Source organism: Telluria sp. ZT3P26 (assembly GCF_059686035.1).
Genome location: NZ_JCASII010000007.1, coordinates 1 through 11,281, shown reverse-complemented (window position 1 = coordinate 11,281; position 11,281 = coordinate 1). Strand labels below are relative to the sequence as shown.

The following is an 11,281-nucleotide window of genomic DNA, read 5'->3' as shown; positions in this document are numbered from 1 at the left end:
CCCAGCCATGCGCAACGGCGATTACTGCTTCGTATCCGAACTGGTGGTCGTGTGACCGGTGTTGGTTGGCGTGGCTGCAGTGCCGGTGGCGGTATCGGTTGGCGCCATGCCCATCTGCGCATCGACGGTCGGATTACCGGTGGAACCGGATGCCGTCGTGCCCATCGAGGACGAACCGGTGCTGCTGCTGGTGCCCATGGTGTCGGTCGTATTGCAACCGGCCAGGACGAAGGCAAACATGCCGCCAATGAGTGCAGTGTGAAGCGTTTTCATAGCATTTCTCCTTGTGGGGTGAATGGCATGGCCGGATGCGGCTACCAGTGAAGGAGGCCGCCCGACCACCCACGCGCGCGCGGTGGCGCGGGTGGGATGGTGCGCCTGCGCTGTCGATCAGCGGCCGGTTGCCGAGTTGGTCACTGGCTCGTTGTTGCTGGTGGTCCCGGATGCGCTGTTGACGCCGGTGGCGCCGGTGGCGCCCGAATTCCAGCTACCCTGGCCTGCGGTCGTGCTTGGGGTCTGCACCGAGCCGGTCGTCGACATCGTGCTGCTCGAGCCGCTCATCGAATCAGTGGTCTTGCTTGGGGTATCGCATGCGGCCAGGCCGAATGCCATCATGCCTGCGATCAGTGCGGTTCCGAGGGTGCGTGTCATGGTTGTCTCCGTGATGATTAAGTTGTCTTATCATCAAGCAACCACGGGTTTAGACCCATAGGAACACAGAGTCCATTCTTGTAGGACGACACGCCCAGCGCACGTCAGCGCAGGCGTAATTACGATCAGTGGATGGCTGCCTCGTGACTGGCCAGCCAGGCCAGCAGCTCGGTCGCCGGCAAGGGCCGGCTGTAGAAGTAACCCTGCACCTTGTCGCACAGGTGGCTGCGCACCACGTCCAGCTGCGATTGCGTCTCGATGCCTTCGGCCACCGTCGTCATGCCCAGGCTGCGTGCGACCTTGACGGTGGCTTCGATCAGCACCCTGTGGTGGGCACTGGTATCGGCCTGGCAGACGAACGAGCGGTCGATCTTGACCGTGTCCACCGGCAGCAGATGAAGGCTCGACAACGACGAGTAGCCGGTGCCGAAATCGTCCAGCGCCAGTTTGATGCCCAGCGCCTTCAGGTCGTGCAGGCGTTGCTGGATGTCCTGGCCCTGCGCGGCCAGGCTCTCGGTCACCTCCAGCTGCAGGCAGCCCGGCGGCATGCCGGTGTCGTGCAGGATCCGGCGCACGCCGTCGATCCATCCCGGTTGCGCCAGCTGTGCGCGCGACAGGTTCACCGCCATCAGGCCTGGCGCGCGCTCGCCCAGGCGTGCGCGCCAGGCGAGGAAATCGCGGCAGGCGCGTTCGAGAACGAAGTCGCCCAGCAGGCCAATGAGGCCGCATTCCTCGGCCACTTCGATGAAGTCGATCGGCGGCACGATGCCGCGCACCGGGTGGCGCCAGCGCACCAGCGCCTCGACGCCGGCAGCGTAATCGACGCCGCCGCAGGGCAGCAGCCGCACTACCGGCTGGTACACGACGAACAGCTGTTCTTCGACGAGCGCCTGACGCAGTTCGGCCTCGATGCCGGCGCGGCGCGCGGCGCGCTCGCGCATGCTCGGCGCGAACACGACGTGGCGGTTGCCGCCGGCCCGCTTGGCCTCGACCATCGCGATGCCGGCGTCGCGCAGCACGTCGTCCGGCTCGCGCAGGGCGATGTCCGGGTCGTCCATGCTCCAGGCCATGCCGACGCTGGCGCCGCAGACGATGTCATGGCCGTCGACCACGTACGGCTCCGCCAGCGCATCGAGCAGGCGCAGCGCGATGCGCTCGGCATCGGCGCGTCCGCGCAGGCCATCGAGCAGGACGACAAATTCGTCCCCGCCCGTGCGGGCCGCCAGTTGCCCGCTCTGGGTGCCCGGTTCGATCCGGCCCAGCGCCGGGCGCAGCGCGCCGCGCAGGCGATCGGCCATGTGCATCAGCAGATGGTCGCCGACGGCCTGGCCCAGGCTGTCGTTGAGCTGGCGGAAGCGGTCGCAATTGAGGGTGAGTACCGCGAAGCCGAAGTCCGACACCGGCTGCGCCAGCAGGTGCTGCAGCGCGTCGCGCACCGCCTCGCGGTTGGGCATGCGGGTCAGTGCGTCGGTGCGCGCGGCATTGCGCAGGCGGCGCGACAGCACTTCCTGCTCGCGCTGCACTTCGAACGTGGCATCGGCCACGGTCGCCATCAGGCGTTCGGGGTCGAGCTTCATCAGGTTCAGCGCCAGCACCTGCAGGCTGCCGCTGGCGGCGTGCGGCACGCCCACCGGCAGGCGCAGGCCTTCGCAGATCATGCCGGATGGTTCCAGGAATGCTTCGACCATGGACGCGAGGTGCGGCGCCACCGGCGCCAGCACGTCGAACAGGTTGTCCAGGCCCTGCGCGGTGGCCAGCGGCATCAGGAGCCGCGACGCCATCGGGTTGAGCATGTCGACCGTGCCGTCGAGCGAGGTCTGGGCCAGGCCGATCGGCGCCCGGTACAGGAACTGCACCAGCGCTTCATAGGCGTCGACCGCGTCTTGCTGCACTTTAGGCTCCATCGAGCGCCTCCTGGGCATCGGCCGGAATCGTTTCGGGCTGCCACACCAGGGCGCGGTTGCGCCCCGCGCGCTTGGCCGCGTACAGGGCCTGATCGGCCTGTTTGATGAGCAGGTCGACGCCGCCATGGCCGTCGGCAGCCACCGCCACGCCCGCGCTGATCGTGCACACAATCGCCTGGCCGTCGAAGCTCTTGGCGTCCAGCGCAACGCACGCGCACAGGCGCTCGGCCAGATCCAGCGCATGCGCCAGGTCGGTCGATGGCAGCAGTACGGCGAATTCCTCGCCACCGATGCGCGCGACGACATCGACTTCGCGGAAGAAGTCGAGCAGGATCGCCGCCAGGTGCTGCAGCACGGCGTCGCCGCCCGGATGGCCGTAGCGGTCGTTGATGGCCTTGAAATGGTCGGCGTCGAGGATGATCATCGCCGTCGGACGCGGCGCGGCGCGGCTGCGTTCGAGCTCCTGGCTGGCGGCGTCGAACAAGGCGCGCCGGTTGGCCAGGCCCGTGAGGTGGTCGCTGAATGCCTCGCGCCGGCGGCGCTCGGCGATGTCGCGCTTGTCGGTCACGTCGCGCAGGATCAGGCAGTAGGCCGGGCCCTCTTCACACGGCAGGCCGGGGGCGCCATCGGTGGTGTCGCGGTCGGCTTCCGGCAGCGGCGCGATCATCACGCTGCCCCAGAAGGCGCTGCCATCGGCGCGCAGCAGGCGGCTCTCGTCCAGCGCCCAGCCATCGGCATCGGCTTCGCGCAGGCGGTCCAGCGCGTGCTCGGGCGTGATCGCATCGGCCGGATAGAACATCGTGTAGCTTTGCCCCTCGGCGTCCTGGCCGAAGCCGGTCACGCGGCCGATGCTCGGGTTCCATTCACACAGCCGGCCTTGCGCATCCAGGCTGGCCAGCGCGTAATCGGTGATCCCGGTCAGGACCGCATTGAGCCAGGCGTCGTTCTGGCGCTGACGGCATTCGCGCCGCACCTGCTCGGTGATGTCGTCGATGACGGCCATGATCCGGCTGGCATCGAGCCGGAGCAGCGTGATCGACAGGATCTGCGGCATGCGCTTGCTGCAGCCGCTGCCGGCATGCAGGTGCACGTGCATGCCGTCGCAGATCTTGCCGCTCTGGACCGTGCTCTGCTGGCACAGATTGCGCAGATCGGGCGCGATGTCCTCGAGGGCGACGAACAGGTTATCCAGCCCGCCGTTGCGCGAGTGCGGCATCAGGAGCTGGGCCGCGATCGGGTTGATCATGGCAATCTCGCCATCGGCGTCGAGCTGGACCAGCCCAACCGGCGCGAGGTACAGGAACTGGATCAGCGCCTCGTATTCCGCGCTGAGCTGGGCAAGGTCGTCACTCACTTTGGTTGCCGCTTGACGAGAACGTAGCGGGTGGCGCTACCGGGGCTGGACAGCAGGCGCAGGGCGACTTTCACCGGGCGCATGCGCAGGGTCAGGACGTAATCGACGGTTTCGTCGAGGGCGATGTTCTGTTCTAGCGCATCATCGAAACGCTGCGCCACCATGAAGTTGTTCATGCAGGGGGCGACGTTCGTGAACAATGGCTGGCCCAGGACGCGCTGCGGCGACAGGCCGGCAGCTTGCGACTCGAACGCGTTGTAGCGGCTGACCTCGGTGTTCGCGTCGAAACCAATGACGCCGAAATCGAGCTGGTCCAGTTCTTCGGCAGAACACGCATCGAGTCGGCTGGCCAGCTCGGGGAAATCAAAGGTTAAAATCATGAAATGGGTGCCGACGCGCGGCCAGTAGATATTGGTCATCGATGTTGCCATGTGCCATAAACGCGTGTCAATTGCCACACTGCAACAAAACATGATTTTACTGTGAGAATCTGCGATTTTGCACGTCGTGTCGCAAATTGACAGCCTGCTGTTTCGACGTCACCATGCCCGTCTCATTCTATTCTCCCATGTCATGACACCTCATCCGGACGACGCGGCCTGCTGGTGGCGCGATGCGCCAGGCCTGCAACGCGTGGTTGCCGACCTGCTGGCCGCCGAACTGGCGGCGCTGCGACCCGGCCGGCAGCTGCAGGCGCCGCCCTGGCCGGCAGTGTTCGACCTGCGCCGTGATCTGGGCGCCGATTCGCTCGAGCTCATGGGGCTGGCATCCGCGCTCGAAACACAATTGCATCTGCACGGCAGCGCTGACGCGCCGTTGCTGGCGCATACCCGCCTGGCAGACTGGCTCGCTGCGGCGCGCGCCGGTCTTGACGCGGACGGGAGCGCGCTGACGTTTCGTACCTCGGGCAGCAGCGGCGCGCCCAAGCCGTGCACGCATCCGCTGGCGCTGCTGTGGCAAGAGGTCGAGGCGCTCGCCCGGTTGCTGCCCGGCCGGCGGCGCATCGTCAGCCTGGTGCCGGCGCATCATATCTACGGGTTCCTGTTCACCATCCTGCTGCCGCGACGCCTGGGGATCGACATCGTATGCGACTTGCGCGACCACGCGCCGGCGGCGCTGGCAGCCCGGCTGATGCCGGGCGACCTGGTCATCGGCTATCCGGACGTGTGGCGCGCAGTCGGCCAGGCGGCAGGGCCGCTGGCGCCGGACGTCGTCGGCATCACATCGACGGCGCCGTGTCCGCCCGAGGTGGCACGCGTGGCGCTGGCGACAGGATTGGCGCGGCTGGTCCAGATCTACGGCAGCTCGGAGACTGCCGGTGTCGGCTGGCGTGATGCGCCGGAGGGCGGCTACACGCTGTTCCCGTATTGGTCGCGCGAGGTGCAGGCCGATCTGCAGGCCGAAGGCCTGGTGCGCCAGTGGCCGGACGGTACGCGCCGGCCAGCGGCGTTGCAGGACCGGCTGGTGTGGCAAGACGACGGGCGTTTCCGGCCCGACGGGCGCATCGACCAGGCAGTCCAGGTGGGCGGCGTCAATGTGTTTCCGGGTTACGTGGCCGATGTGCTGCGGCTGCATCCTGCCGTGCTGGACGCCAGCGTGCGCCGCATGCGGCCGGATGAAGGCCAGCGGCTCAAGGCCTTCGTGGTGGTGAAGGAAGGCGCGGCGGCCGATGCGGCGCTGCAGGCGGCCTTGCACGCCTGGCTGCGCGAGCGCCTGACGGCGCCCGAATGCCCGGCGGCCTATTCGTTCGGGCCGGGCCTGCCGCGTGGGGCGAGCGGCAAGCTGGCCGACTGGATCATCGACAGCGACGTCTAGGGGCGTGCGCCCTACACGGCGACGAATTGCTCGAAGCCGCCAAAGAACATGCGCTTGACGTCGAACGGCACGCCACCCGGCTGCATCATCGCGGCCAGGCGGGGGTCGTTCATGACCTTTTCGTTGACCTCGTCGCGATGGGCGCGCGATGTGTAGACGGCCCAGGCGAGGATCACCGTTTCGCCCTCTTCGAGTTTGACACTGCGGGGGAACGACGTGTGTTCGCCAGTCGGCACATCGTCGGCGATCCACTCACGGTATTCGAGTGCGCCGTGTTCCCGCCAGACGGCGCCCGCCAGTTGCGCCTGGGCGCGGTAAGTCTCGATCTGTGACTTGGGAAGCGGAAGGACAAAACCATCGACATATGCCATGTGGATCTCCCTGAACGTTGGATGTGCGCAGCGCGCCTGCCATTGACTGGCAGGCGGCCCGCAAGGTTGCCGACGGTGGTGTCGGAAACCTCAGGCTACCACACGCTGTTGTCGGGCGGTGGCGCTTGCGGGGGCTGTTGCGGTGGCAGCGGTGGCGGCGTGTTCGACGGCGCTGACTGCTGCAGCGGCGGCGCCGGCGCCGGCGCAGGTGGTGGGGCAAGGTGGGGCAGGGCCTCAAGCGGTGACGTGCCGTCAGGCGGTGCCTCATCGAGTGGTTGCTGGAACTCGTCGACGGGCAGCGCTGGCGGCGCAATTGCGATGTCGATGGTGCGCGTCTCGGCCGCATCGGCATATTCCGGATAGATCCAGTCGCGGCCATCGTTGACCAGGTCCTCTGGCGGCGTCCGTTCCTGCGGCGCGACCTTGGCCAGCGCCACGCGCATGTAGTCGATCCAGATCGGCATCGCCAGCGTTGAGCCGAATTCGCGGCCGCCCAGCGAGCGTGGTTCGTCGTAACCCATCCACGATACGGCCACCACCTTGCCCGCATAGCCGGCGAACCAGCCATCGATCGCATCGTTCGTGGTACCGGTCTTGCCGGCCAGGTCGGTGCGGCCGAGCTGCTTGGCCGAGCCGGCGGCCGTACCGAAGCGGGCCACGTCGCGCAGCATGCTGTCGACGACAAACGCATTTCTTGCCGTGATGACGCGGTTGTCTTCCTGCGGGCCCTGCGACGGCGGCACGTCGGCGATCACGGTGCCATTGCCGTCGACGATGCGCTGGATCAGGTAGGGCTTGACGCGGTAGCCGCCGTTGGCGAACACCGAGTAGGCGCCAGCCAGCTGCAGCGGGGTGACAGCGCCCGTGCCAAGTGCCATCGTGTAGTTGCGTGGATGGCGCGCCAGGTCGAAGCCGAAGTGCTCGAGGTACTGGTGCGCGAAATCGACCGACACCGCGCGCAGCACGCGCACGGTCGGCACGTTCTTCGATTTGACCAGCGCCTGGCGCAGCGTGACTTCGCCGTCGAACACGCCGTCGTCGTTCTGCGGGCGCCATGGATTGTCTTCGCTGGCGCCGGGCAGTTCGATCGGCGCATCGAGAATCCGTGTAGAGGGCGAATAGCCTTTTTCGAGTGCGGCCGAATACACGAACGGCTTGATGCTCGATCCCGGCTGGCGCCACGCCTGCGTCACGTGATTGAACTTTTGCAGGTTGTAGTCGAAGCCGCCGACCAGTGCGTGGTAGGCGCCGGTGTCGGCGTCGATGGCGACGAACGCCGCTTCGACCTGCGGCACCTGCACGATGGCCCAGTCGCCGGCCTTGTCCTTGCTGACGCGGATGATGGCGCCGGGCGTGATCCGCAGCGACTCGCGCGCCGCTGGCTGCAGGCCCGGGCTGGCGAACTTCAGGCCGGCGCCCTTGATGACGATGTCTTCGCCGGACAGCAGCGTCACCCGTACCTGGCTCGTGCTGGCTGCAAGCACGACACCGGCCAGCAGGCCATCGCTGGAACGGCGCGCCTGCAGGGCATCGGCAATGGCCTCGTCGCGTTGTTCGGGGTCAGCCGGCAGCTCGACGCGCGCCTCGGGGCCGCGGTAGCCATGGCGGCCATCGTAGGCCAGCACATTGCGCCGCACCGATTCGTACGCCGCCTTCTGCTCGGCCGCGCGGATCGTTGTCGTGACCACGATGCCGCGCGTGTAGGCCTCCTCGCCAAACTGTTCGTAGACCGCCTGGCGCGCCAGCTCCGCGACATACTGGGCCGGCGTGTCGAATTTCTGGCCGGCGTCACGCTTGACGCGCAGCGGCTCGGCCAGCGCGGCGGTGTACTGCGCCTCGGTGATCGTGCCCAGCTCCAGCAGGCGCTTGAGGATCGCGTGCTGGCGGGCCGCCGCGCGTTTCGGGTTCGATACAGGATTGGTGCGCGCGGGATTCTGCGGCAGGCCGGCCAGCATCGCTGTCTCGGCCAGCGACAGCTGATCGAGCGTCTTGCCGAAGTAGCTGCGCGCGGCGCTGGAAAAACCATACGAGCGCTGGCCCAGGTAGATCTGGTTCATGTACAGCTCGAGGATCTGGTCCTTGGTCAGCGAGCGCTCGATCTTGTAGGCCAGCGCGACTTCGGTCAGCTTGCGCGAGAGGGTTTTCTCGTTGGTCAGGAAGAAGTTGCGCGCGACCTGCATCGTGATGGTGGATGCGCCCTGGCGGAAACCGCCGCGCAGGTTGGCACGAGCCGCGCCCATCGCCCGGATGAAGTCGATGCCGCCGTGTTCATAGAAGCGCGTGTCCTCGATCGCCAGCACAGCGTTTTTCATCATGGCGGGGATCTTCGTGATCGGCACGAAGTCGCGGTGCTCGACGCCGAACTGGCCGATCAGCACATTGTCCTGCGTGTAGATGCGCAGCGGGATCTTGGGGCGGTAGTCGGTGACGGCGTCGATCGGCGGCACCTTGGCGCTGATCGCGCTCCACACGCCGATGGCCAGACCGGCCGCGATCAGCACCAGCGCAGCGAAAACGATCAGGACGATCGCGTACGCGCGCTTCATGCCCAGCAGGGTTTTTGCGGACTGTTGGTTGGTCGCTTTCAATGCCGAACTCTCATCTAAAACTTGCTGCAGACCACGTAGTGGGCCAGGATCGGGCGATTATAGTCCGCTTTCAGCGCGCGCTTTCTTTCCGTACGTGCATGTGCGATATTCCTGCTTTCGGTTCGTCCGCAGCGGCGAGCTACGCCCGCAACCAAGGACACCATGCCGCCCGATTCAAGCTTCAGACCCTATATTCCCGCCCATGCCCAACTGGCTGAAATGACGCCGCGCGCCCTGATCATGGGCGTCATCCTCGGCATGATCTTCGGCGCGTCGTCGCTGTACCTGGTGCTCAAGGTCGGCCTGACCGTCAGCGCCTCGATCCCGGTGGCAGTCATCGCGATCACGCTGTTCGGCGTAGCAAAGCAGCTCGGTGCGCGCGAATCGACGATCCTCGAAAACAGCATCGCGCAGACAGCCGGATCGGCCGGCGAATCGCTGGCCTTTGGCCTGGGCGTGACGATGCCGGCGATCCTGATCCTGGGCTTTGACCTGGAAATCTCGCGCGTGCTGCTGGTGGGCGTGCTCGGCGGACTGCTGGGCATCCTGATGATGATCCCGCTGCGCCGCACGCTGATCGTCGATCAGCACCGCGAACTGAAATACCCGGAAGGCACAGCCTGCGCCGAAGTGCTCAAGGCCGCCGCGACTGACGTCTCGCGTGACGCAGCGGGCGAAGTGCGCATCGCCGGCAGCGACGCAGCGCGCATCGCCAAGCGCCGCGCGCTGCTGATCTTCGGCGGCTTTGGCATCGGCATCCTGTACAAGACGCTCAGCGTGTCGTTCAAGGGCTGGCGCGATACGGTCAACTTCGAGTTCGGCGCGCCGCTCAAGACGGGCAGCATCGGCGCCGAGATCTCGCCCGAGCTGGTGGGCGTGGGCTACATCATCGGGCCGCGCATCGCCTTCACGATGGCCGCTGGCGGCGTGCTGGCGTCGCTGATGCTGGTCCCGATGATCAAGTTCTTCGGCGAGCTGGCCAGCACGCCGCTCTCGCCCGGCACGATCCCGATCCGCGACATGACGGGCGACGATATCCGCAGCGCCTATATTCTCTATATCGGCGCCGGCGCCGTGGCCACGGGCGGCCTGATCTCGCTGGCGCGCTCGCTGCCGACGATCTGGAACGGCTTGCGCGGCGGCCTGGCCGGCATGAAGAACGGCAGCAGCGCCGATGCGTCGCTGCGCACCGACCGCGATATCCCGATGAAGTGGGTCGTCATCGGGTGCCTGGCGATCGTCGCCGTCATTTCGCTGGCCGCGCCGCTGCACATGAACGTGCTTGGCGCGGTGCTGATCCTGGTATTCGGCTTCCTGTTTGCGACCGTGTCGTCGCGGCTGGTCGGCGAGATCGGGTCGTCATCCAATCCGATCTCGGGGATGGCCGTGGCGACACTGCTGTTTACCTGCCTGATCTTCTTGCTCATGGGCTGGACGGGCGGCCAGTATTACGTGACCGCGCTGTCGGTTGGCGCCATCGTCTGCATTGCCGCCAGCAATGCCGGCACGACGTCGCAGGATCTGAAGACGGGCTACCTGGTCGGCTCCACGCCGCGCATGCAGCAGTACGCGATCCTGTGCGGTGCGTTTGCATCCGCGCTGATCCTGGGGCCGGTGCTGCTCAAGCTGAACGACGCGGGTACCGTGTACGTGCCGGCGGCCCAGGTGGCGCCGGGCCTGACGGTCGATGCGTCGAAGCTGACCGACACCGGCACGCTGCAAGGCCCGCAAGCCGAAACGGACAAGAACACCTATAAAGTCTGGCACAAGACCGACACGGTCGGTGGCCCGGCCGGCAAGTACTTCGTCGACACCGCGGGCAAGGTCGTGTACCTGGTCGACCCGGGCATCAACGGCCACCACAAAACGCGGCCCGACGGCACCGAAGTGAAGAAATACGATGCGCCGAAAGCCGTGCTGATGTCGTACATCATCAAGGGCATCCTTGACCGCGAGCTGCCGTGGACGCTGGTGCTGTTCGGGGTGATGATCGCGATCGTGCTGGAAATGGCGGGGATCGCATCGCTGGCGTTTTCGGTGGGCGTCTACCTGCCGCTGGTGGCAACGCTGCCGATCGCGATCGGCGGCACGGTGCGCTGGCTGGCCGACCGCCGCAACAACAAGCTGCCGCAGAACCTGGGCCTGAACGAAGAAGAGCGCCAGGCCGCAAACGACCGCAGCTCGGGCGTGCTGCTGGCATCCGGCTACATCGCCGGCGGCGCCCTCGCGGGGATCATCATCGCGATCACGGCCGGCGTACTGACAGACTTCGACGCCGCCGCCACGCGCTGGGCCGAAACCTACAACCCCTTCTTCGACGGCGACAGCGCGAACGTGCTGAGCATGCTGCCATATGCCGTCATCGTGGCGCTGCTGTTCTGGGTAGCCCGTGAAAAACCGGTGAAGTAGGGCGGGCTCCCAAGGCAACAGCTGGGGTCAGGTCTGACATTCGGACACGACCTCAGCCCTAGCACTTCCAACAGCTGGGGTCAGATACCGTCTTGAATTGCAAGCCGATTCGATAAGAAATTTGCGTCGAATGGCTTGCCTGTTCGAATGACGCCGTAGATCAGATGGGCCAATTTGTGCGTAACGGCG

9 protein-coding genes are annotated in these 11,281 nt (G+C 66.5%); 2 read left to right on the top strand and 7 right to left on the bottom strand.

The window, feature by feature from the left end; all coding sequences use genetic code 11:
• Positions 1-21: 21 nt before the first annotated feature.
• From AC56LN_RS20245 to AC56LN_RS20225, 5 genes are all read right to left on the bottom strand, one after another.
• Positions 22-273 (bottom strand): hypothetical protein, encoded by a 252-nt coding sequence (locus AC56LN_RS20245; protein ID WP_499574413.1) that lies wholly within the window; start codon positions 271-273, stop codon positions 22-24.
• A gap of 117 nt (positions 274-390) precedes the next feature.
• Positions 391-651: a hypothetical protein gene (locus tag AC56LN_RS20240; RefSeq protein ID WP_183551816.1), complete on the bottom strand. Its 261-nt coding sequence runs from the start codon at positions 649-651 to the stop codon at positions 391-393.
• 125 nt (positions 652-776) lie between these two features.
• Positions 777-2,555: a putative bifunctional diguanylate cyclase/phosphodiesterase gene (locus AC56LN_RS20235; RefSeq protein ID WP_499574412.1), complete on the bottom strand. Its 1,779-nt coding sequence runs from the start codon at positions 2,553-2,555 to the stop codon at positions 777-779.
• Positions 2,545-3,909: a sensor domain-containing diguanylate cyclase gene (locus AC56LN_RS20230; protein WP_499574411.1), complete on the bottom strand. Its 1,365-nt coding sequence runs from the start codon at positions 3,907-3,909 to the stop codon at positions 2,545-2,547. Before AC56LN_RS20230 ends, AC56LN_RS20235 begins: the two co-directional genes overlap by 11 nt.
• A complete protein-coding gene (locus AC56LN_RS20225) occupies positions 3,906-4,328 on the bottom strand; it encodes a PAS domain-containing protein (RefSeq protein WP_499574410.1) in 423 nt (140 codons plus the stop codon). The genes AC56LN_RS20230 and AC56LN_RS20225 overlap by 4 nt, the downstream gene beginning before the upstream one ends.
• A 154-nt stretch (positions 4,329-4,482) precedes the next feature.
• On the opposite strand from AC56LN_RS20225, the gene AC56LN_RS20220 reads away from it, so the two are divergent.
• Entirely contained in the window at positions 4,483-5,724 is a 1,242-nt protein-coding gene (locus tag AC56LN_RS20220) for an AMP-binding protein (protein ID WP_499574409.1), read from the top strand.
• 11 nt (positions 5,725-5,735) lie between these two features.
• On the opposite strand, the gene AC56LN_RS20215 is transcribed toward AC56LN_RS20220, so the two are convergent.
• Positions 5,736-6,095 (bottom strand): DUF1428 domain-containing protein, encoded by a 360-nt coding sequence (locus AC56LN_RS20215; RefSeq protein ID WP_499574408.1) that lies wholly within the window; start codon positions 6,093-6,095, stop codon positions 5,736-5,738.
• A 95-nt stretch (positions 6,096-6,190) separates the two neighbouring features.
• Positions 6,191-8,641, bottom strand: coding sequence for a penicillin-binding protein 1A (locus AC56LN_RS20210; protein ID WP_499574606.1), 2,451 nt, complete (start codon positions 8,639-8,641; stop codon positions 6,191-6,193).
• Between the two features lie 204 nt (positions 8,642-8,845).
• Between AC56LN_RS20210 and AC56LN_RS20205 the strand changes: the two genes are divergently transcribed.
• On the top strand, positions 8,846-11,092 hold the full coding sequence (locus AC56LN_RS20205; RefSeq protein ID WP_499574407.1) for an OPT family oligopeptide transporter: 2,247 nt from the start codon (positions 8,846-8,848) through the stop codon (positions 11,090-11,092).
• Positions 11,093-11,281: the final 189 nt, after the last annotated feature.

Coding starts and splice junctions, on each gene's coding strand:
- AC56LN_RS20245 (WP_499574413.1), bottom strand. CDS start 273: ATGAAAACGCTTCACACTGCACTCATTGGCGGCATGTTTGCCTTCGTC.
- AC56LN_RS20240 (WP_183551816.1), bottom strand. CDS start 651: ATGACACGCACCCTCGGAACCGCACTGATCGCAGGCATGATGGCATTC.
- AC56LN_RS20235 (WP_499574412.1), bottom strand. CDS start 2,555: ATGGAGCCTAAAGTGCAGCAAGACGCGGTCGACGCCTATGAAGCGCTG.
- AC56LN_RS20225 (WP_499574410.1), bottom strand. CDS start 4,328: ATGACCAATATCTACTGGCCGCGCGTCGGCACCCATTTCATGATTTTA.
- AC56LN_RS20220 (WP_499574409.1), top strand. CDS start 4,483: ATGACACCTCATCCGGACGACGCGGCCTGCTGGTGGCGCGATGCGCCA.
- AC56LN_RS20215 (WP_499574408.1), bottom strand. CDS start 6,095: ATGGCATATGTCGATGGTTTTGTCCTTCCGCTTCCCAAGTCACAGATC.
- AC56LN_RS20210 (WP_499574606.1), bottom strand. CDS start 8,641: ATGAAGCGCGCGTACGCGATCGTCCTGATCGTTTTCGCTGCGCTGGTG.
- AC56LN_RS20205 (WP_499574407.1), top strand. CDS start 8,846: ATGCCGCCCGATTCAAGCTTCAGACCCTATATTCCCGCCCATGCCCAA.